Annotated in this window: 20 protein-coding genes, 1 pseudogene and 1 riboswitch; of the genes and pseudogenes, 16 read left to right on the top strand and 5 right to left on the bottom strand. The window is 31.1% G+C overall.

Annotated elements, in window-relative coordinates; genetic code table 11:
- The first annotated feature begins 11 nt into the window (after positions 1–11).
- The 5 genes from cobM to JK634_RS05885 all read left to right on the top strand — a co-directional run bounded on the left by cobM (position 12) and on the right by JK634_RS05885 (position 4,871).
- Complete coding sequence (cobM, locus tag JK634_RS05865) at positions 12–764, top strand: precorrin-4 C(11)-methyltransferase (protein ID WP_202766702.1); 753 nt, start codon at positions 12–14, stop codon at positions 762–764.
- Between the two features lie 3 nt (positions 765–767).
- Positions 768–1,736, top strand: coding sequence for a cobalt-precorrin 5A hydrolase (gene cbiG / locus JK634_RS05870; RefSeq protein ID WP_202766703.1), 969 nt, complete (start codon positions 768–770; stop codon positions 1,734–1,736).
- 1 nt (position 1,737) lies between these two features.
- Positions 1,738–2,460, top strand: coding sequence for a precorrin-3B C(17)-methyltransferase (gene cobJ, locus JK634_RS05875; protein ID WP_202766704.1), 723 nt, complete (start codon positions 1,738–1,740; stop codon positions 2,458–2,460).
- A 2-nt stretch (positions 2,461–2,462) separates the two neighbouring features.
- Positions 2,463–3,218 carry a cobalt-precorrin-6A reductase gene (locus JK634_RS05880; protein WP_202766705.1) on the top strand — a complete coding sequence of 252 codons (756 nt, stop codon included), beginning with the start codon at positions 2,463–2,465 and terminating at the stop codon, positions 3,216–3,218.
- A 75-nt stretch (positions 3,219–3,293) separates the two neighbouring features.
- On the top strand, positions 3,294–4,871 hold the full coding sequence (locus tag JK634_RS05885) for a MutS-related protein (RefSeq protein WP_202766706.1): 1,578 nt from the start codon (positions 3,294–3,296) through the stop codon (positions 4,869–4,871).
- A 43-nt stretch (positions 4,872–4,914) separates the two neighbouring features.
- Here JK634_RS05885 and JK634_RS05890 read toward each other — a convergent pair whose 3' ends face one another.
- Together JK634_RS05890 and JK634_RS05895 are read right to left on the bottom strand one after the other, a co-directional pair.
- On the bottom strand, positions 4,915–5,442 hold the full coding sequence (locus tag JK634_RS05890) for a nitroreductase family protein (protein WP_202766707.1): 528 nt from the start codon (positions 5,440–5,442) through the stop codon (positions 4,915–4,917).
- Positions 5,443–5,573: 131 nt separating this feature from the next.
- Positions 5,574–6,635, bottom strand: a complete 1,062-nt coding sequence (locus JK634_RS05895; protein ID WP_202766708.1) for a lactonase family protein — start codon at positions 6,633–6,635, stop codon at positions 5,574–5,576.
- 88 nt (positions 6,636–6,723) lie between these two features.
- On the opposite strand from JK634_RS05895, the gene JK634_RS05900 reads away from it, so the two are divergent.
- From JK634_RS05900 to ribH, 7 genes and pseudogenes are all read left to right on the top strand, one after another.
- The gene (locus JK634_RS05900; RefSeq protein ID WP_202766709.1) at positions 6,724–7,437 is read left to right on the top strand and encodes a Crp/Fnr family transcriptional regulator; all 714 of its coding nucleotides are present in this window, start codon (positions 6,724–6,726) and stop codon (positions 7,435–7,437) included.
- Positions 7,438–7,581: 144 nt separating this feature from the next.
- The gene (gene ric, locus JK634_RS05905; RefSeq protein WP_202766710.1) at positions 7,582–8,280 is read left to right on the top strand and encodes an iron-sulfur cluster repair di-iron protein; all 699 of its coding nucleotides are present in this window, start codon (positions 7,582–7,584) and stop codon (positions 8,278–8,280) included.
- Positions 8,281–8,294: 14 nt separating this feature from the next.
- Complete coding sequence (locus JK634_RS05910) at positions 8,295–9,050, top strand: DUF438 domain-containing protein (RefSeq protein ID WP_202766711.1); 756 nt, start codon at positions 8,295–8,297, stop codon at positions 9,048–9,050.
- Positions 9,051–9,101: 51 nt separating this feature from the next.
- Positions 9,102–9,216, top strand: a riboswitch (FMN riboswitch).
- Between the two features lie 232 nt (positions 9,217–9,448).
- Complete coding sequence (gene ribD, locus JK634_RS05915; protein ID WP_202766712.1) at positions 9,449–10,546, top strand: bifunctional diaminohydroxyphosphoribosylaminopyrimidine deaminase/5-amino-6-(5-phosphoribosylamino)uracil reductase RibD; 1,098 nt, start codon at positions 9,449–9,451, stop codon at positions 10,544–10,546.
- Positions 10,547–10,548: 2 nt separating this feature from the next.
- Positions 10,549–11,202 carry a riboflavin synthase gene (locus JK634_RS05920; RefSeq protein ID WP_202766713.1) on the top strand — a complete coding sequence of 218 codons (654 nt, stop codon included), beginning with the start codon at positions 10,549–10,551 and terminating at the stop codon, positions 11,200–11,202.
- A 17-nt stretch (positions 11,203–11,219) separates the two neighbouring features.
- Positions 11,220–11,825 (top strand): annotated as a pseudogene (ribB, locus tag JK634_RS05925) (3,4-dihydroxy-2-butanone-4-phosphate synthase); the annotation flags it as partial.
- Positions 11,826–11,846: 21 nt separating this feature from the next.
- Positions 11,847–12,308: a 6,7-dimethyl-8-ribityllumazine synthase gene (gene ribH, locus JK634_RS05930; RefSeq protein WP_202766715.1), complete on the top strand. Its 462-nt coding sequence runs from the start codon at positions 11,847–11,849 to the stop codon at positions 12,306–12,308.
- A 60-nt stretch (positions 12,309–12,368) separates the two neighbouring features.
- On the opposite strand, the gene proC is transcribed toward ribH, so the two are convergent.
- Together proC and JK634_RS05940 are read right to left on the bottom strand one after the other, a co-directional pair.
- Positions 12,369–13,184, bottom strand: coding sequence for a pyrroline-5-carboxylate reductase (gene proC, locus JK634_RS05935; RefSeq protein WP_202766716.1), 816 nt, complete (start codon positions 13,182–13,184; stop codon positions 12,369–12,371).
- An 85-nt stretch (positions 13,185–13,269) separates the two neighbouring features.
- Positions 13,270–14,040 (bottom strand): DODA-type extradiol aromatic ring-opening family dioxygenase, encoded by a 771-nt coding sequence (locus JK634_RS05940; protein WP_202766717.1) that lies wholly within the window; start codon positions 14,038–14,040, stop codon positions 13,270–13,272.
- 417 nt (positions 14,041–14,457) lie between these two features.
- On the opposite strand from JK634_RS05940, the gene JK634_RS05945 reads away from it, so the two are divergent.
- The 4 genes from JK634_RS05945 to JK634_RS05960 all read left to right on the top strand — a co-directional run bounded on the left by JK634_RS05945 (position 14,458) and on the right by JK634_RS05960 (position 19,685).
- A complete protein-coding gene (locus tag JK634_RS05945) occupies positions 14,458–14,925 on the top strand; it encodes a MarR family transcriptional regulator (RefSeq protein ID WP_202766718.1) in 468 nt (155 codons plus the stop codon).
- A 27-nt stretch (positions 14,926–14,952) separates the two neighbouring features.
- Positions 14,953–16,680: an ABC transporter ATP-binding protein gene (locus tag JK634_RS05950; protein ID WP_202766719.1), complete on the top strand. Its 1,728-nt coding sequence runs from the start codon at positions 14,953–14,955 to the stop codon at positions 16,678–16,680.
- The gene (locus tag JK634_RS05955) at positions 16,677–18,854 is read left to right on the top strand and encodes an ABC transporter ATP-binding protein (RefSeq protein WP_202766720.1); all 2,178 of its coding nucleotides are present in this window, start codon (positions 16,677–16,679) and stop codon (positions 18,852–18,854) included. The genes JK634_RS05950 and JK634_RS05955 overlap by 4 nt, the downstream gene beginning before the upstream one ends.
- A gap of 117 nt (positions 18,855–18,971) precedes the next feature.
- A complete protein-coding gene (locus tag JK634_RS05960; RefSeq protein WP_202766721.1) occupies positions 18,972–19,685 on the top strand; it encodes a lysophospholipid acyltransferase family protein in 714 nt (237 codons plus the stop codon).
- 81 nt (positions 19,686–19,766) lie between these two features.
- Here JK634_RS05960 and JK634_RS05965 read toward each other — a convergent pair whose 3' ends face one another.
- Complete coding sequence (locus JK634_RS05965; RefSeq protein ID WP_202766722.1) at positions 19,767–21,350, bottom strand: ABC-F family ATP-binding cassette domain-containing protein; 1,584 nt, start codon at positions 21,348–21,350, stop codon at positions 19,767–19,769.
- Positions 21,351–21,432: the final 82 nt, after the last annotated feature.

A 21,432-nucleotide genomic window follows, 5' to 3' on the forward strand; every position in this document is an offset into this window, starting at 1 on the left:
GAGGGGTATTTATGCTTTATTTTATTGGAGCAGGTCCTGGAGATGTAGACTTAATAACCGTAAAAGGAAGAGATATATTAACTAAATGTGATGTAGTAATATACGCAGGATCTTTAGTAAATGCAAAGCATTTAGAGTTTTGCAGGAAAGAATGCGAAATATATAATTCAGCAAATATGACACTTGAGGATGTTATAAATGTGATAAAGGAAAAACATTCTGAAGGAAAAACAATAGTTAGGCTTCATACTGGTGATCCATCAATCTATGGAGCAATAAAGGAACAAATGGATGAACTTGATATGCTTTCAATAGATTATGAAGTAATTCCAGGGGTAAGCTCCTTTACAGCAGCTGCAGCAGCTATTAAAAAAGAATTCACCCTTCCAAGTGTAAGTCAAACAGTAATTTTAACAAGAGTAGAAGGAAGAACTCCAGTACCTGAGAAAGAAGACTTAGAAGGATTAGCAGCGCATAAGGCATCCATGGCACTATTTTTATCAGTATCGATGATTGATAAAGTAGTTGATAAGCTTAAAAAGGGATATGGTACAGGGACAGTCCCAATTGCAGTTATAGAAAAAGCTACTTGGGAGGATGAAAGAATAATAGTAGGAACCTTAGATGATATTTCACAAAAAGTAAAAGAGGCAGGGATAAAGAAAACTGCTCAAATATTAGTAGGGGAATTTATTGATTGTGAGTATGAAAAATCCTTACTTTATGATAAGCATTTTACTCACGAGTTTAGAAAGGGAGTATAGAAAATGCTATATATTCTAAGTTTATCGAAGCTAGGAGATAAAATAGCAGAGAATATATCAAGAGAATTAGGTGGAAGGATAATTACTAAAGAAGCTATCGTAAGAGATGGATTGAGTAATGTTGCAAAGGAAGCTATGGAAAATGCTAGGGGAATTATATTTATTTCTTCAACTGGAATAGCTTTAAGAGCAATAGCTCCATATTTAAAAGGAAAAACAGTGGATCCAGGTGTAGTTGTGGTGGATGCTGTTGGAAAGTTTTCTATAAGTCTTTTAAGCGGACATTTAGGAGGGGGGAACGAATTAGCACTTAAGGTTTCAGAAGTAATTAATGCAACTCCAGTAATAACAACAGCTACAGATGCATTAGGAATAAAGGCACCAGATATTATAGCAAAAGAAAATAATCTACTAATTAATGATATGAAGAAAGCAAAAGAAATTTCTAGTTTGCTTACAGAAGGTGAGAAGATAGGGTTTATAGATACATTAGGTAAGATAGAAATACCAGAAGGATATGTAGAGGAAGATATAGATACAAAAGGAAAAGTTGTTGTTACAAATAAATTATTAAATGAAGATGCACTTTTACTTATAAGAAAAAATATAATACTAGGCATTGGGTGTAAGAAGGATACGTCAGCAGATAAATTAAGTGAATTTATAAAGGAAGCATTAATTGAGCATGGATATTTATTAAAAGCAGTAGCCAAGATAAGTACTGTAGATTTAAAGAGTAAAGAAAAGGCTATTTTAAATTTAGCGAAGGAGCTTGAAGTTCCTATGGATATTCATACAAGAGAAAGTATAGAAAAGGTTGAACATTTATTTAAAGGTAGTGAATTTGTAAAGAAATCTATAGGGGTAAGCTCCGTGGCAGAGCCATGTGTTTACTTAAGTGATGGAGATATATTAGTAAATAGAATTGCAAAGGAAGGTATGACCCTTTGTATTGGAGAAAGGATAGAATAGCATGGGAAAGCTTTATGTAGTAGGAATAGGTCCTGGTGGAATTGAACATATGTCTCTTAGAGCAAAAGAGGTAGTTGAAAAATCAGATATAATAGTTGGATATAATAAGTACATAGATATGATAAAATCCATAGTTAAGGATAAAGAAATTTATTCTAATGGAATGAAGGGTGAGGAAGAAAGGTGTAGAGAAGCGCTTAAGCTTTCAAAAGAGAAAAATGTTGCATTAATAAGTACAGGAGATTCAGGAATATATGGAATGGCTGGACTTATATTAGAGCTTAGAGGGAATGAAGAAGTTGAGATTATACCTGGAATAACGGCATCATCTGCTGCAGCATCTATACTAGGAGCACCACTTATGCATGATAATTGTAATATCTCTCTTTCAGATTTAATGACAGATTATGAAGATATTAAAAAGAGAGTTAAGCTCGCAGCAGAAGGGGATTTTATTATCTCATTATATAACCCTAAATCAAAAGGAAGACCTCATTACTTAAAAGAGGCAATAGAAATAATAAAGGAATTCAGGGGAGAAAATACTCCAGTAGGGGTTGTAAAAAATGCATTAAGAGAGGGACAAGAATATTGGATAACTACTCTTAAGGATTTTATAGATGAAGAAGTTAACATGTTTTCTATAGTAATCATAGGGAATTCAAAAAGCTTTATAAAAGATGGATTCTTTATAACTCCGAGAGGATATAAATTGGAGAAGTAAAAATGATAGGATTAATTGTAGGCACTTCAGAAGGAAAAGAATTATTAAAAGGACTTAATAAATTCACAGAAGATATATTTGTATCCACAGCTACTAATTATGGTGGAGAGTTATTAAAGGGATATAAATATAAGCTTTTAAATACTAAGCCCTTAAATAAAGAGGAACTAAAAAATATGCTAGAAGAGAATGAAGTTAGAAAGCTAATAGATGCTTCTCATCCTTATGCATTAGAGGTATCGATAAATGCAATGGAAGTGGCCAATGAGTTATCCATTGAATATATAAGATACGAAAGACCTTCAGTAATTGATAAATATAGTGGTCATAGATTAGTTAATATAATATCGGATTATAGTGAACTTAAGAACTCACTTTCTAGCATAAAAGGGAATATATTAAATACAACAGGCAGTAGAAATATAAAAAAAATCTTAGATTTAAAAATAGAAAATCGAATCATCCACAGAGTTCTTGCATCATTAAAAGTCATGGAGGAACTATGTAATCTTGGAATTGAGCCTGAAGATATAATAGCAGTTAAAGGCGTGTTCTCAGAAGAGTTTAATAGAGCTATTTTAAGGGAATATAAGTGCGAAGCTATAATAATGAAGGATTCAGGGGTAGAAGGCGGAACTGTTCAAAAGATAGAGGCTGCATTAAAAGAGCAGATTAAAATAGTAGTTATAGGTAGAAAACAACTAGAATATAATAAAGTTTTTGACAACATTAATGAACTTATAGACTATGTATCATAAAACCATATTTACCATAATTTATTATAAGTGTGCTATAATAGGTTATGGTTATTTTTATATTTGGAGGAGCTTTTGATGTTGGGATTTAATAAAAAACAAATGCTAGGACTTATAAACTCTTATTGGCCTAAAAGTCATAAATCCAAGAGGAATCTTGGGAAGATAAAAGAAGACTGCAACATAATAAGAAGTGTAGAAAAGGAAGAAAATTACATAAATGATCAAAGCTTCGAAGATTTATCAATGGAGGAAGTATTTAAGACTGTTGATAGAACTAATAGTTCTCCTGGAGAAGCTATGTTAATGTATACTTTAACAAATCCTATCTTTGATATTAAGGAACTTGAAAAAAGAGATAAAATAGTTGATGAAATAAAAGAGAATAAAAGCTTAAGAGATAAGTTAAATTACTTATTTTTTGATTTAGGTAGAGAAGGGAAAAGAGAAGTACTCTCCTTTATACTTGATAATAAAAAGGGAAGCAAGCTCAAAAGATTCGTATATATGATAATAGGGAGCCTTATTCCGTTATGTATACTAGGGGCTATTTGGATAGATTTAAGATTTATATTTTTGGCTTTGGTTGTTTATCTTGTAAATATAGAGATACATTATCATAGGGAAAATAAATATGAGCTTTGGAATATACCTTACTTGGCTAAACTTATAAGTACATTGAAAAAGGTTAAAGAAATAGATGATTATGAATTTAGAGAATTTAGGGATAAAGCCTGTGATATTTATGAAAGAATAAAGCCTATAAATAAAGAAATGTTCTATATATCAAAAAGTGAGGAGGTAGATTCACTACTAGATTTAATATTTCTATTTTTCTTACTTCAAGAAAGAGGATATTATAAGTTTATTGAAATATTGCCTAAGTATAGAGAAGATTTATATGAAGCATATAAATTAATAGGAGAAATAGATACTTATTGCTCTATTGCTGCCTTAAGAGAGGATTTGAGGTATTATTCTAAGCCTGAGTTTAGTAAGAAGAAAGAGATAAAAATTGAAGAAGGATATCATATATTGTTAGAAAATCCAATTGCTAATTCAATAGAAGTTAATAAAACAGGAGCAATAATAACAGGAAGTAATATGTCAGGAAAATCAACATTCTTAAAGATGGTTTCGTTAAATTGTCTTTTTGCTCAAACCTTATATACTTGTACCTCAAAAAGATATGAAGGAGACCTTTTCCATATAATAACCTCATTAAATCCTAAGGAAGATATTTTAGAGGGTAGAAGCTATTATTTGGGTGAGGCTAAGGCAATATTGAATATTCTTCAAGAACAAGAAAAAGGCAAGAATGTTGTTTGTTTTATAGATGAGATATTTAGAGGCACTAATCCATTAGAGAGAATTAGTGCATCTAGGGCGTTGCTTAATTATTTTCATAAAGCAAAAGTACTATGTCTTATTTCTACTCATGATATAGAAATAACTAGATCTTTTGATGATAAATATAATTTCTATCATTTTGAAGATGATGTTAGTAAAGAAAAGGGATTAATTTTTGATTACCATATTAAGAGAGGAATAGGAACTAAAAGTAATGCTATTAAGCTTCTTGAATATATAGGTTATCCCGAAGAGATAACAAAAGAAGCAAATGAAACCATAGAAGAATTAAGAAAACTTATATAAATATAAAAAAATCGCACTAAGTTTTTAGTGCGATTTTTATTCTTTATTTTATTATGTTAACAGTTCCTTCTTTTCTTGGAGTATTTGCAGGTGCAACCTTATAACCAAAAACTCCTGAACCTATTATAGAATATCCTTCAGGTAAATTAAGTTCTTTTATTAATTCTTTACCTTCCTCAGTAGAATATAAAGCTTTTACTGCATGTATCCAACAAGAACCTATTTCTAGAGATTCTGCAGCTAAGAACATATTGCCTAAGGCAAGGGCCCCATCTATTTCTGGAGCAATAGCTTTAGCATCACTAGAAACAATTATTAGTGTAGGAGCATTATAAAAAAGATTTAAATCTTTGTTGTTATCTCTTTGCATGGCTTTTTTGCAGAAATCATTTAATTTTTCTATAAGTTCTTTATTTTGAATTACAGTAAAATTCCAAGGTTTTTGGTTCATTGCACTAGGAGCAAGGTTTCCAGCTCTTAATATCTCATTTAATTCCTCGTCTTTAATTTGTTCTGGCTTATAAGCGCGTATGCTTCTTCTTGCTTCAATTGCTTTTAAAACTTCATTCATTTTAGTACCTCCGATATTGTTTATAATTTTACATTTAATATTTATTATATAGCAAAATTAATATATTGGAAGTATGCACTTATTAGTTAGTTAGTATACAAAAGGAAAGCATAGAAATTTAAATCTATATATTATAGAAATTTAACGCATACTGGAGTAGGAATTGAGATCTCTTGCTCAAGTTTAGTCAATAATCCGGTTACCTTATCTATAGAAAATAAAGTTAAGTTATCAGTATCTTGATTAGCAGCAACTATAAATTTACCTGTAGGGTCTAAATCAAAGTCTCTTGGACCTTTTCCTCCAACAGGTGTAATAGCCTTTAATTCAACTTCTCCAGAATTAGAATCTACTGAAAATACTGCGATAGAATCGTGACCTCTATTTGAAGTATAAAGGAATTTACCATCAGGTGATAAATGGATAGCTGCAGCTATACTTTCACCATCAAAGTTTTCTGGTAGAGCAGAAATCTGTTGCTTTATTTTATAAGAATTATCGTCATCAGATTTTTCTAATACAAATACTTCTGATGAAAGTTCTGATAATAAGTATGCAAAATTCATAGATGGATGGAAAGTCAAATGTCTAGGACCTGAACCAGCTGGTAAAGTAATAGTAGTATCTGAATCGTAAACTAATGAGCCATTATCAACTGAATAGCTTACTACTTTATCAATACCTAAGTCTACTGCAAAAAGATTCTTTTCATCAGGAGTTAATTCAACAAAATGAACATGAGCTTTTTCTTGTCTATCTTTATTTGGGCCTGATCCTTCATGAATTTTTACTGAAATTGGGTTGCTAAGAACTCCACCTTCATTAACAGAGTAGGATCTAACTTCACCTGTATGATAATTAGCTGAAAATAAGTAATCCTTATCATTGTTCATGCTAACATGACAAGCAGAAGCTCCAGGAGATACCTGACTATTTATAAAAGTTAATTCTCCAGTTTCTGTATTTATAGAAAAGCTAGCTACGCCGCCATTAGCCCCTTCTTTTGCTACAGCAAAAAGTCTATTATTTTTATTATCCAAAGTGACGTATGTAGGGTTGTCTAATTCCCCAGCAACTTTTAAATCTTCTAATTTACCATTTGAATTATCTAGAGTAAGTGTATATATACCCTTACTACCAGTCTTTGTATATGTGCCAATATAAATTCTCACTTTATCTTCATGTTTTACCATAGTAATAGCCTCCTATTAATTATATAATGTAAGTATATTATATCATATTGATTTTACATAGTAACTTTATTTAAACAGGGGTGAACATATGAAAGTTTGTAATTGTGGAAATTGTAATCATAGCGATTTGTGTGTAAAGAAGGTTCCGATATTTTCGTTTTTATCAGAGGCTGAATTAAAAGAAATAAAAGATATGACAGGACATAAAGAATATAAAAATGGTGAAATACTATGTCAGGAAGGGGAACGTTCGGAGACATTATTTATTATAAATGAAGGAAAAGTTAAACTTTCCAGAATAACTAAAGATGGAAAAGAACAGATTATAAGAATTCTTTCAGAAGGGGAGTTCTTTGGAGAACTTAATCTGTTTACGGATGAAAATATATATAAGTTTTCTGTAATAGCTATTAGCAAAGTTAAGATATGTACGTTGACTAAAGAAGATATGGATAAGATATTAGAAAAAAATTCAGCTATTGCATTTAAGATATTAAAGGAAGTTACTAAAAAACTTTCAGAAACAGAGGAACTAGCACAAAACTTGGCAACGAATGATGCAGAAATAAGAATAGCTCACATGCTTTTAGAATTTTTAGATAAGTATGGAGAGGAAAAGGATGGAGTAAGTCAAATAAAGCTTCCTATAAATAGAGAAGAAATGGCTAATTACACAGGATTAACAAGGGAAACTATAAGCAGAAAACTATCTAAGTTAGAAGACCTTGGGATAATCGAACTTAAAGGAAATAAGATTATAGTTGTAAAGGATAGAGAAGCATTAGTTGAATATGTTGAATAAATGATAAGATAAAAAATCAATTTCAGATCATAGTATGAAATTGATTTTTTATCTTTTTTTATTTGTGATTTAAATCATATTTTAAAATTCAAAATTGGATTAATATTAACTCATAAAGAGAAGAAATTCAGGAGGTTATTATTTATGAGTAGAGTTATAAATGAGAATTTAAAGCTAGGAGAAGTAGTTTCAATTTTCCCGGACTCGACAAAAATATTTAATGATATAAAGATAGATTATTGTTGTGGAGGACATGATAGCTTAGGAGCAGCTTTAAGAGAAAAGGCATTAAATGTTGATGTTTTTGTTGATAAGTTAAATGAAGAATATGAGAAATTCAAAAATTCAAATAGTGAATATATCGACTGGAGAGAAGTTGATTCAATTAAACTAATTGAAAATGTAATTAATACACACCATGCGTACACTTTTAGAAGTATTAAAGAGATAGATGAACTTTTACTAAAAATACTTAAGGTTCATTTTGAACATCATAGTGAAGAGCTACTTAAGGTTCATAGGTTATTTGGAAGCCTTAAAGTTGAGTTAGAGGAACACTTAATAAAAGAAGAGAAGAACCTATTCCCATTAATGGAGAGATATTTTATTACCAAAGATGAAAATCTAAGAGTCGAAGTTAAGAAATATATAGAAGAGACTGAAGCAGAGCATGATGGGGCAGGAGATATCTTAAAGGAACTAGAAGAGATTACTAGAGACTTTAAAGCACCAGAAGGAGCATGTACAACTTTTAAACTTGTATATAATAAGTTGCATGACTTAGAAAAAGATTTATTTATCCATATTTATAAAGAAAACAGTATATTGTTTCAAAGGGTATAGTGGAGGAGAATAAGATGAACAAGGAAAGAATAGAGAATTTATCAATAATATTAAAGAAGTTAAATCAAGAAGGTGCAACCGAGGAAGTTAGACAAGAGGCTTTAAGTATAGTTAAAGAAATAAGTCCAGTTGAATTATCTATAGCAGAACAAAATCTTATAGAAGAAGGAATGAATCCTCAAGAATTAAGAGGCTTGTGTGAAGTTCATATGGAAGTTCTTAAGGATGAATTGGATAAAATTAAGACAAGCATTACTGAGGGACACGTTTTAAATACTATGATAGAAGAACATGAGGAAATATTAAAGCTCTTAAAGAAACTAGAGGTATTAAACAATAAAATTCAAAAGATGAATAATTATGATGAAGAAGGTAATATAGCTAGAGAGCTAGTTGAATTAGCTGATAATATATTAGATGCAGAGAATCACCATCAAAGAGAGGAACAAGTACTTTTCCCTGAGATGGAAGTTTTAGGAATAACTGGTCCTACAAGAATTATGAAAATGGAACATGAGGATTTAAGAGAGAAAAAGAGAAGAATAAAATCTCTTGGAGAGAATGCTAAATATGTGAACTTTGAAGCATTTAAGTCAGATTTAGATGAAACAGCAAAATATCTTATATTTAATCTAAGAGATCATATATTTAAAGAAAATTATATACTATATCCTTCAGCACTTGAAACTATTAAAGAGAATAGCAAGTGGGAGGAAATGAAAGATAGATGCGATAAAATAGGATATTGCGGATTTACACCTAGTCATTAATTAATTGACAAGCGGTTGACGTTAATATATGCTTTTAGTATAAAATTATATATAAGTCTTCAGGGCAGGGTGTAATTCCCTACCGGCGGTAAAGCCCGCGAGCTATTTTAGCAGATTCGGTGAGATTCCGAGGCCGACAGTAAAGTCTGGATGAAAGAAGATTATTAAGAGTATAGTTTAATCTATTTATTAGGTTAGCTATATACTTTGATTGAATGCATAGCTCTGGAATTTTATAATTTCAGAGCTTTTTGTTTATCTTTTGTGGAAAAAAACTATAGTTTTTTATTCATTGTAGATAATATTTGATTTTAATGCCCTGAGTTTTAATAACTCAGGTTTTTTTATTTGAAAAAGGAAAAAATAATATTGAAATTATTTTAAAGGGAGGGGATTTAGTGGATGTATTTTACATGAAAAAAGCATTGGAGTTAGCTAGAAAAGGAGCAGGAAAAGTTAATCCTAATCCTATGGTAGGCGCAGTAATTGTAAAAGATGATGAAATAATCGGGGAGGGATTTCATGAATTTTATGGAGGACCTCATGCAGAGGTAAATGCATTATCAAGTGCTGTAGAGAGTGTGGAAGGTTCCACAGTTTATGTGACATTAGAGCCTTGTCATCATTATGGTAAAACTCCACCATGTGTTGATGCATTAATAAGAAATAAAGTTGCTAGAGTTGTTATAGGACAAAAAGATCCAAATCCATTAGTAGCGGGGAAGAGTATCAGTAAGTTATTAGAGCATGGGATAGAAGTTGAAGTAGGAATACTAGAGGAAGAATGCAAAAAACTAAATGAGGTATTTAATAAGTTCATCGTAACAAAAGAACCATTTATAGTATTAAAATCAGCCATAAGTTTAGATGGCAAGATAGCAACACATACAGGTGAGTCAAAATGGATTACAGGAAAAGAGGCTAGGGAAGAAGTTCAAGAACTTAGAAACTCATTATCAGGAATAATGGTTGGAGTAGACACTGTAATAATGGATAATCCTCTTTTAACTTGTAGAATACCCAATGGAAGAAACCCCAAAAGAATTATAGTTGATAGCAATCTGAGGATTCCACTAGATTCAAAAGTTTTAGAGGTAAACGAAGATTCACATTGTATTATAGCTACAACTCAAAAAGCTCCAAAAGAAAAGGTTGATATTCTAAGAAATAGTGGGGTTGAAGTTATTATCTTACCAGAGAATGATGGAAAGGTAAGCCTTAAAAATCTAGTTGTGGAACTTGGAAGAAAAAATATAGACGGAATTTTATTAGAGGGTGGAGGCACTTTAAATTACTCAGCATTAAAAGAGGGCATAATTGATAAAGTTCAATATTATATTTCACCTAAAATAATTGGAGGAAAGGATGCCAAAACTTCAGTAGAAGGAGACGGTGTTAATAGAATAGAGGAATGTTTTAGATTAAATGAGGTTACAACCAAAGTTATTGGAGAAGATATTCTAGTAGAAGGTTATATAAAGGAAGGTGGTTATTGACTTTGTTTACAGGGATCATAGAGGAAATAGGATTTGTAGAATCTATTCAAAAATCTGGTGATGGAGCAAGAATAAAAATTAGGGCTAAAAAAGTACTTGAGGATAGTAACATAGGGGATAGTATTAGTACAAATGGAGTTTGTTTAACAGTTACTGATTTTTGGAGTGATGGATATTACTCTGATGTTATGGCAGAAACCATGAGGAGAAGTAATCTTGGCGAATGTAAAACTGGAGCAAAGGTGAATCTTGAAAGAGCGTTAAAGGCAAGTGATAGGTTAGGAGGACATATTGTTAGTGGACACATTGATGGAGTTGGAATTATTACATCAAATGAGAAAGAGTCAAATGCTGTATGGGTAACCATAAAGGCACCTAAGGAAGTTCTTAAATATATTGTTGAAAAAGGTTCGATAGCAATAGATGGAATAAGTTTAACAGTTGCTTATGTTGATAGCGAAGTATTTAAGGTTTCTATAATACCTCATACAGGAGAGGAAACAACACTTCTTAATAAGAAAAAAGGACATTATGTAAACTTAGAATGCGATGTAATAGGAAAATATGTTGAGAAGCTTTTAGGATTAAATAAAGGAAAAGAAGAAAAGAAAAAGAGCTCTATATCAATGGAGTTTTTGATGGAAAATGGATTTTAGGAAATTGGAGGGGTAAAATGTTTAAGTTTAATACTGTAGAAGAAGCAATAGAAGATATTAAAGCAGGAAAAATTATAGTAGTAATTGATAATGAAGATAGGGAAAATGAAGGAGATCTCTTGATGGCAGCAGAAAAAGCTAAGCCAGAAGATATTAATTTCATGGCTACATATGGAAGAGGACTTATTTGTACACCATTAGAAGAAAGATTGACTAATAAGTTAGATATTAATGCAATGGTTGAGAATAATACTGATAATCATGGAACGGCATTTACGGTTTCTGTAGACCATATTAATACAACTACTGGTATATCAGCATTTGAAAGGGCAGAAACAATAGTTAAACTACTTGATGAATCATCTAAACCAGAGGATTTTAGAAGACCAGGGCATGTATTTCCCTTAGTTGCTAAAAAAGGAGGAGTTTTAGAGAGACCTGGACATACAGAAGCAGCTGTAGACTTACCAAGGTTAGCTGGGTTAAAACCAGCAGGTGTAATTTGTGAAATTATGAATGATGATGGAACAATGGCAAGAACAGGAGACTTAATGAAATATGTTGAAAAACATGGACTTAAGATAATTACAATTGAAGCGCTAATAGCGTATAGAAAACAAAACAATTTATAGGAGGATATAATTATGAAAAATTATGAAGGAAATTTAGTAGCAAAGGGTCTGAAGTTTGGTATTGTAGTGGGAAGATTCAATGAGCTTATAGGATCAAAACTTTTAAGTGGAGCATTAGATGGTTTAAAAAGACATGGTGCTAATGAGGAAGATATTGAAATAGCATGGGTTCCAGGAGCATTTGAAACACCACTAATTGCAAAGAAAATGGCTGAAAGTAAAAAATATGATGCTGTTTTATGTTTAGGAGCAGTTATTAGAGGAGCAACACCACACTTTGATTATGTGTGTGCAGAAGCTTCAAAAGGCATCGCAAATGTATCTTTAAATACAGGTATTCCAGTAATGTTTGGAATATTAACAACAGATTCAATAGAGCAAGCAATAGAGAGAGCTGGAACTAAGGCAGGAAACAAAGGTTATGATGCTGCTGTTTCCGCAATAGAAATGGCCAATTTAATAAGAGAGTTTTAAGTGATTTTTGAGGAGTACTAAAACATTTATGGTTTTAGTACTCTTTTTTATGTTGTATATTTATTTTTTTGAATTAGACATATTAATAGCTTTTTCAGTACATAGGTCAATGGCTTCTATAACAGCACCTCTAAAACCATTTCTTTCTAGCGAATATACTGCTTCTATAGTGGTGCCAGCAGGAGAACAAACCATATCTTTTAATGCCCCTGGATGAATTCCTGATTCTAAAACCATTTTAGCAGAACCTAAAACTGCTTGAGCTGCAATTTTATAAGCTTTTTCTCTTGGTACACCGTGAAGAACTGCCCCGTCTGCCATAGCTTCTATAAACATATAAACCATAGCTGGAGAAGAACCACCTATAGCTAAAGCTTTATCAATCATTGGTTCATCCACAATTTCTGTTTTACCAACTTTATTGAACATATCTACTATATAGTTAAACTCAGATTCGGAAACAAGTGAGTTTTTACATAACATAGTTAAACTTTCACCAACAAGAGCAGCTGTATTTGGCATTATTCTTATAATTTTTGCATCCTTACCTAAGTTATCTTCAAGATACTTTATTGTGATTCCAGCTGCAATAGTAACAATAACAGCGTTCTTATTAATTGAAGACTTTATTTCAGGAATTACATCATTAAAGAATTGTGGTTTAACAGCCAAAACAATAATGTCTGAAGACATGGCAACTGCTTTATTATCTCTTATAACATTGATGCCAAACGATTCTTTTACAGATTGTAATGTTTTATCTGAAAGGGCTGAAGCTGTAATATCTTCTGGTGATATAAAATTAGAAGATATAATACCTCCAATAATCGCCCTTGCCATATTACCACAGCCTATAAAACCAATTTTTTTGTTCATAAATAAACCCCCTTATGATTAATAAAATTATTTTATCATAAAAGGGGATTTATAGTACAGGGAGTAAAACCTAAGTGATATATATTTAATTAAATCTCCATATATCTAAGGCTAAGTTCCCAAATTGGTAAGCACCAATTAGATGTTCAGGCATCTTATTATTATCTCCAGCTCCCATTGCAATTAAGAGAGGAATAAAATGCTCATTTCTAGGAACAGCTAAATTAGCATTTGGAGCTAAGTTTTCATAATTAAATAGCTTATCTTTATTCAATTCTAAAATAGTGTTTTCAATCCAATTATTAAATTCTTTAGCCCAAGGAGTAATTGAATTACTATAATAATCAACCTCTCTTAAGTTGTGAACAATCCCTCCACTACCTATTATAAGGATATCATCCTCTTTAAGAGGTTCTAAAGCCTTTCCAATATCATATTGATTGGAGTTTGATAGAAAGGGATTTACAGACATAGCTACAACTGGAACATCAATAGTTGGATACATTAATTTGAGTACAGACCAAGCTCCATGATCTATTCCTCTTTTATCATCAAATTTACTTCTAATATTATTAATATCTAACAAACGTTTAATCCTATTTGCTAGATCTAAATTTGAGCTTGCAGTATAGTTTTCTTTATAGAGCTTATCTTCGAATCCATAAAAGTCATATATCATTGAATAAGGAGATGAAGTGCCAATAAGTTGAGTGTTTGATTCCCAGTGAGCTGAAAAAATAATAATTCCTTTTGGTTTGGGTATCGATTTACTATAATCTTTCAAATATTGAGTATATTTATTATCATCATATATCATGTTGGGTGCTCCGTGAGCAATAAAAAGACTTGATATCATATAAACACATCCTTTAAATAATTAACTAATATTTAGTTATCAACTATTATATAATAATTATTATCAATAAGCAATAATATTAATACAGATTTTTGTCAAAAATACTATTAATAATGATGAACAAAACTTAAGACAATGAATATAATTATAAAATATAATTAATTTGCTTGCCTAACTAAAATATTTAAAGAAAAACATATAAAAATAATACAAGAAAATATTTACATTGGCATAGAATAGGCATTCTTAAAATTGTGAGAATATAGTGATATGTTAGAAAAATAGCTACTTTAGGAAAATGAAAAGGATTTGTTAATAGATTATTAATAAGTTTGTTTTATAAAGCTGTTGACTAAAAATTTAAGGGGTGTTAATATTATAAACAGTTAGTCACCTAACTAATTGGAGGTGAGTTAAGTGGAAGAAAAATATGGGGATTCATTATATGGTATCTTTTCGCAGGTGATAAAGTTGAATTTCTATAGAGCTCATAAATTATTAGAGACCATTGGATTACACCCAGGGCAAGCTCATTTATTAGGGGTAGTAGGTCATAATGAAGGCATTAGCCAAAATCAACTTGCAAAGACTCTAAATGTTAAACCTGCAACTGTAACAGGAATGATTAAAAAAATTGAAAAAGCAGGACTTATTGAAAGAAAAAGTGATGAGCAAGATCAAAGAGTTCTTAGAGTATATACTACTAAAGAAGGTAAAGAGCTTAGTTTAAAACTAAAAAGATTCTATGATGAAATTAAAAAAGATTGTTTTAAGGGATTCACGGATGAAGAACTAATACTATTTCGCAGATTATTAATGCAAATGAAAGATAATCTAGTGAAAATAAATGGAGAAGAATGTAGTCCAGGATTTTCAGAACTTTAAACAAGACTATATGAGGAGATGAAGCAAATGATCAAGTTATTAAGATTTTTAAAAAAATATTCACTACAAGTTTGTGCAGTATTAGTGCTTATATTTTTGCAAGTAATGGCAGAATTAAACTTGCCTAATATAATGTCAAGTATAGTTGATACTGGTATAGTAAATAGTGATGTAGACTATATACTTAAAGAAGGTGGAATAATGCTTCTAGTGGCACTTGGAAGTGCAGCATGTTCAGTACTTGCGGCTCTTTTTTCGTCAAAGGTTGCATTAGCATTTTCAAAAGATATAAGAAGAGAAGTATTTACACATGTTGAGGGATTTGCCCTTAACGAATTTAATAAGATACCAACATCTTCACTTATTACTAGAACTACAAATGATATTACTCAAGTTCAAACAGTAATGGTTATGGGATTAAGAATGCTTGTAATGGCACCAATTATGTTTGTAGGAGCACTTATTATGGCTCTTTCAAAAGATGTATATCTTTCAAGAGTTATAGCAGTAGCAATCCCATTAGTATTAGCAATGATGATTTTTGTAGCTGTAAAAGGTATGCCATTATTCAAAAGCATGCAAAAGAAAGTAGATAAATTAAACCTTGTAGTTAGAGAAGGACTTTCAGGTATAAGAGTTATTCGTGCATTTAACAGAACAGATTTTGAAAAAGACAGATTTAAGGATGCAAATAGAGATTTAACTAATACAGCAATAAAAGTTAATAAATTAATGGCAGTATTAATGCCAATAATGATGTTAATATTTAATATAATGGCAGTAGGAATACTTTGGTTTGGAGCAAATCGTATAGATTTAGGAGAAATGAAAGTTGGAGACTTAATGGCATTTATTCAATATTCAATGCAAATTATGTTCTCAGTAGTAATGGTTGCAATGATGTTTATTTTAATACCAAGAGCTTCTGCATCAGCAGTAAGAATAAATGAAGTATTAGAATTAAAGCCAGAAATACTAGATCCAGAAGTTCCAGATAACAGTCATGAAGAACGTGGACATGTAGAATTTAAAGATGTTGTATTTAGATATCCAGGAGCAGAAGAGGCAGTTTTAGATGGTATATCTTTCGATGCAAAACCTGGTGAAACTACAGCAATAATAGGAAGTACAGGATCAGGAAAATCAGCGTTAATTAACTTGATTCCACGTTTTTATGACATAGAAAGCGGAAATATTTTTGTGGATGGAGTAGATATAAGAAATATTACTCAAGAAAGTTTAAGAAATAAGATAGGAATAGTTCCACAAAAAGCAGTACTATTTTCAGGTACAATTTCAGATAACATAAGATACGGAAAAGATGATGCTACAGACGAAGAAGTTAGACATGCAGCTGAAGTAGCTCAAGCAGCAGATTTCGTTTCCAATATGAAAGATGGATATGATTCAATTATAGCTCAAGGTGGTAACAATGTATCTGGAGGACAAAAGCAACGTCTAGCTATAGCAAGAGCTTTAGTAAGAAAACCAGAAATATATATATTTGATGATAGTTTCTCAGCATTAGATTTTAAAACTGATGCAAAGTTAAGAGCAGCACTTAAGCATGAAACAGGAGATGCAACAGTATTAATAGTTGCACAAAGAGTAAGTACAGTTATGGATGCAGATAGAATTATAGTATTAGATCAAGGTAAAATAGTAGGAAAAGGAACTCATAAAGAGCTTCTAAATACTTGTGAAATATACCATGAAATAGTATCTTCACAACTTTCAGAGGAGGAGATATCATGAGTGAAATGAAGAATAATGCACCAAAGAGAAGAGGTCCAATGGGCGGAGGTCCAATGGGCGGCGTTGTAATGGGCGGAGAAAAAGCTAAAGACTTTAAAGGTACAGGTAAAAGATTAGTAGGTTACTTAAAACCACAAATGGTTCGCTTAATAACAGTATTTATCGTAGCTATAATAAGTACTGTATTTACGATAGTAAGTCCTAAGATAATGGGTAAAGCAACAACAAAGTTATTTGATGGATTAATCTCAAAGTATGAATATACTGCAGTTACTGATGCTGTAGAGAAAAGCACTGAGCAAATTAAAACACAAACTGAACAACAAAAAGCTAAAATCCAAGAGCAAATAAAAGCTCATCCAGAGCAAGCAAAACAAATACAAGCTCAAGCTCAGGCTGAAATGCAAAAAGCATTAGCGGCACAACAAACACCAGACATGCAAGAGAAGCAAAAGAAAGTACAAGATATTTTATCAAAATACATTTCAAATGATGATTTGAAGAAAGCTAATACAGCTATACAATCTGGAGATGTAGATACAGTAAAAACAATATTTTCAGATAATAAGCCAGCTATAGATTTTGAGTATATTAGAAATATACTTACTCTATTAATAGGATTTTATTTAATTAGTGCATTATTCATGTTTATTCAAGGATGGGTAATGTCAGGAGTAGCTCAAAATACAGTTTATGCAATGAGAAAAGATTTAAATGATAAACTTGAAAAGTTACCACTTAAGTACTTTGATGGAAGAACAAAGGGAGAAGTTTTAAGTAGATTTACTAATGATTTAGATACAGTAGGTACAACTCTACAACAATCATTAACTCAACTTATTACATCAGTAGTAAGTATTGTAGGTATAATAGTTATGATGCTAACAATAAGTCCAATTATGACACTTATTGCAGTAGCAGTATTGCCAATAAGTATCTTTGTAATAAGACCTATACTTGGAAAATCACAAAAATACTTTGCAGCGCAACAAAAGCATTTAGGTGAATTAAATGGACACATAGAAGAAATGTACACTGGTCATAATATTGTTAAAGCTTTCGGAAGAGAAAAAGCATCTTTAGAGAAATTCAACAATGTAAATGAAGAATTATATAAAGTTGGATGGAAAGCACAATTCATATCAGGATTAATAATGCCATTAATGGGATTTGTTAATAACTTAGGATATGTTGTAGTTTGTGTTACTGGAGGATATCTAGCAACTAAGAAAGCTATCGAAGTCGGAGATATACAAGCATTTATTCAATATATGAGACAATTCTCTCAACCAATAAACCAAACAGCTAATATTGCAAACATTATACAATCTACAGTAGCTGCTGCAGAACGTGTATTTGAAATGTTAGATGAAGCAGAAGAAGTTCCAGATCCAGTAGATGCAAAAGTATTAGATAATCCAACTGGTGCTGTTAAGTTTGAAAATGTTGACTTTAGTTATAAAGAAGACACTAAACTTATTGAAAATATGAATATAGATGTTAAACCAGGACAAACAATTGCAATAGTAGGACCAACTGGAGCAGGAAAAACAACATTAGTTAACTTACTTATGAGATTCTATGAAGTTAATGGCGGAAAAATCACTCTTGATGGAGTAGATATAAGAGAATTAACTCGTGAAAATCTACGTAATATATTTGGTATGGTATTACAAGATACTTGGTCATTTAATGGTTCAATAAAAGAAAATATAGCATATGGACGTAAGGGAGCAACTGATGAAGAGATAATAAGAGCTGCTAAGGCTGCACATGCAGACCACTTTATTAGAACTTTAGATCATGGATATGATACAGAGTTAAACGAAGAAGCATCAAATATATCTCAAGGACAAAAACAATTACTTACTATTGCTAGAGCTATATTAGCTGATCCAGCAATATTAATTCTTGATGAAGCTACAAGTAGTGTTGATACAAGAACAGAAGTATATATTCAAAAGGCTATGAATAACTTAATGAAGGGAAGAACAAGCTTTGTTATAGCACATAGACTTTCCACAATTAAGGATGCAGATTTGATACTTGTTATGAATCAAGGTACAGTAATAGAACAAGGATCTCACAAAGAACTTCTAGAACAAAATGGTTTCTATGCTGATTTATATAACAGTCAGTTTACAAATGGAGTTTTTGATGAGGAAGCTGTTTAAGAGCATAACATTATCTAATATAGAAAGCTGCTGGTAATAACCAGCAGTTTTTTCTTTAATTTATGTAGCAATTAGATATATAATATAACTAGACAATATTTGGTGGAGGATAAGATTATGTTTAGAACAATAATATGGTTTGTACATTTTGCTTTAAGCTTAATAGGAACAATACCTAAAATGATTAAGTATAAAGGTGCTGTGGAGAGAGGAAAAACCCCAGAAGAAATCCAAGGAATAAATGATGTGGTTAGAAAATGGGCTCTATCTCAAATAAAATATAGTGGAGCTAGGGTAACTGTACATGGAGAAGAAAATGTGCCAAAAGACAGAGGGGTACTTTTCATAAGCAATCATCAAGGGAACTTTGATATACCTCTTTTTATAGGATATATAGATAAGCCTAAAGGATTTATAGCTAAAATAGAGCTAACTAAAATTCCAATAGTTCATATATGGATGAAATATATAGATTGTATTTTTATGGATAGAAGTAGTATAAGAAAATCTGGTGAGGCAATAGTTGAAGGAATTAAACTTCTTAAGAAAGGAACTTCAATGGTTATTTTCCCAGAAGGAACTAGAAGTAAAGGGAATAAATTAGGTGAATTTAAGGCAGGAAGTTTTAAATTAGCAACAAAATCAAAAGTTCCGATTGTTCCAGTTACAATAAAAGGATCTTATAAGTTAATGGAGCAGAATGGAAGTAAGATTAGACCTGCTGATGTAGAACTTTTTATCCATCCTATGATAGAAACTGCAAATTTAACTAAAGAGGAATTAGATGAATTACCAAAAAGAGTTAAGAACATAATAGCAGAAAAATTATAAAATAAAGAATATATTAATAAAAGGCTGAGATGGAGCATATTAATGCTTTACCTCAGCCTTTTTCTCTTATATAAATATTTATTAGCTTAGTGAAAGATATTCATCATAAGACATTTGCTTATCAACGATAGTTCCATCAGCTTTAACATCTATAATTCTATTAGCAATTGTATCTATAAATTGATGGTCATGTGATGTAAATAATACATTGCTCTTAAAGTCTCTTAATCCATTATTAACAGCTGTAATTGATTCAAGATCTAAGTGGTTAGTAGGTTGATCTAAAACAAGTACATTAGCATTAGTTAACATCATTTTAGATAACATACATCTTACTTTTTCTCCTCCAGAAAGAACCTTAGCTTCTTTTAAAGCTTCATCTCCAGAGAATAACATTCTACCTAAGAATCCTCTTAAGTAACTTTCTGATTTTTCATCAGAGTATTGTCTAAGCCAATCTACAAGATTTAAATCTACATCGTTGAAGAAATCAGAGTTATCTTTTGGGAAATAAGCTTTAGTAATAGTAACTCCCCATTTGAATTCTCCAGCATCAGGTTCCATTTCACCCATTATTATTTTAAATAGAGTTGTTATAGCTATTTCTTCTCCAACAAAAGCGATTTTATCCTCTTTGTTCACTATGAAGCTAACATTATCAAGAACTTTAACCCCATCAATTGTTTTTGTAATTCCTTCAGCTCTTAAAATATCATTACCAACTTCTCTCTCAGGTTTGAAACCAACAAAAGGATATCTTCTGCTAGAAGGTTGGATATCGTCTAAAGTAATTTTATCTAATAACTTTTTACGTGAAGTTGCTTGTTTTGATTTAGAAGCATTGGCACTAAATCTAGCAATAAAGTCTTGAAGATCTTTAATTTTTTCTTCTTTTTTCTTGTTTTGATCTTTAGCCATTTGTAAAGCAAGTTGGCTTGATTCATACCAGAAATCGTAGTTACCAACATATAATTTGATTTTACCAAAGTCAACGTCAGCCATGTTTGTACACACTTTGTTTAAGAAGTGTCTATCATGGGATACTACTATAACAGTTCCTTCGAAGTTTATTAAAAACTCTTCTAACCAGTTCACAGATTTAATATCAAGATGGTTAGTAGGCTCATCTAGGATTAGTATTCCAGGGTTACCAAATAAAGCTTGAGCTAATAATACTTTAACTTTTTCTCCACCAGATAATTCTGAAACTTGCTTATCATGAAGTTCTGTAGGAACGCCTAAACCTTGTAGTAATGATGAAACATCAGATTCAGCTTCCCATCCATTAAGTTCAGCAAATTCACCTTCAAGCTCAGAAGCTTTTATACCATCTTCATCAGTGAAATCAGCCTTTGCATATATCTCATCTTTTTCTTTCATTATTTGATATAGTCTTTCATTTCCCATTATTACAGTTTCAAGAACTGAATAATTATCATATTGGTAGTGGTCTTGTTTAAGTACAGACATTCTAATATCCTTTGGGATAGAAATTTCACCTGTATTTGGTTGAACTTCTCCAGAAAGAATCTTTAAAAATGTACTTTTACCAGCACCATTTGCCCCTATAACTCCATAACAATTACCAGGAGTAAATTTAATATTTACATCTTCAAATAGTTTTTTGTCACCATATCTTAAGCTTACATTAGTTACATTAATCAATATTTCTCATTCCTTTTTTATAAATTTGCACTATCCTCAATATTGTAACATATGTTTTGTTATTAGGAAAGAATTTAGTGAA

The sequence above is a fragment of the Clostridium paridis genome (genome assembly GCF_016765615.1).
GTDB classification, from domain to species: Bacteria; Bacillota; Clostridia; order Clostridiales; family Clostridiaceae; genus Clostridium_T; species Clostridium_T paridis.

Bases quoted from the DNA above. Each gene is read 5' to 3' on its own strand.
- JK634_RS05910 (WP_202766711.1), top strand. From the start codon at position 8,295: ATGAACAAGGAAAGAATAGAGAATTTATCAATAATATTAAAGAAGTTA.
- proC (WP_202766716.1), bottom strand. From the start codon at position 13,184: ATGAACAAAAAAATTGGTTTTATAGGCTGTGGTAATATGGCAAGGGCG.
- JK634_RS05880 (WP_202766705.1), top strand. From the start codon at position 2,463: ATGATAGGATTAATTGTAGGCACTTCAGAAGGAAAAGAATTATTAAAA.
- ric (WP_202766710.1), top strand. From the start codon at position 7,582: ATGAGTAGAGTTATAAATGAGAATTTAAAGCTAGGAGAAGTAGTTTCA.
- JK634_RS05955 (WP_202766720.1), top strand. From the start codon at position 16,677: ATGAGTGAAATGAAGAATAATGCACCAAAGAGAAGAGGTCCAATGGGC.
- ribH (WP_202766715.1), top strand. From the start codon at position 11,847: ATGAAAAATTATGAAGGAAATTTAGTAGCAAAGGGTCTGAAGTTTGGT.
- JK634_RS05940 (WP_202766717.1), bottom strand. From the start codon at position 14,040: ATGATATCAAGTCTTTTTATTGCTCACGGAGCACCCAACATGATATAT.
- cobJ (WP_202766704.1), top strand. From the start codon at position 1,738: ATGGGAAAGCTTTATGTAGTAGGAATAGGTCCTGGTGGAATTGAACAT.
- JK634_RS05960 (WP_202766721.1), top strand. From the start codon at position 18,972: ATGTTTAGAACAATAATATGGTTTGTACATTTTGCTTTAAGCTTAATA.
- JK634_RS05895 (WP_202766708.1), bottom strand. From the start codon at position 6,635: ATGGTAAAACATGAAGATAAAGTGAGAATTTATATTGGCACATATACA.
- JK634_RS05950 (WP_202766719.1), top strand. From the start codon at position 14,953: ATGATCAAGTTATTAAGATTTTTAAAAAAATATTCACTACAAGTTTGT.
- JK634_RS05885 (WP_202766706.1), top strand. From the start codon at position 3,294: ATGTTGGGATTTAATAAAAAACAAATGCTAGGACTTATAAACTCTTAT.
- cbiG (WP_202766703.1), top strand. From the start codon at position 768: ATGCTATATATTCTAAGTTTATCGAAGCTAGGAGATAAAATAGCAGAG.
- cobM (WP_202766702.1), top strand. From the start codon at position 12: ATGCTTTATTTTATTGGAGCAGGTCCTGGAGATGTAGACTTAATAACC.
- JK634_RS05890 (WP_202766707.1), bottom strand. From the start codon at position 5,442: ATGAATGAAGTTTTAAAAGCAATTGAAGCAAGAAGAAGCATACGCGCT.
- JK634_RS05900 (WP_202766709.1), top strand. From the start codon at position 6,724: ATGAAAGTTTGTAATTGTGGAAATTGTAATCATAGCGATTTGTGTGTA.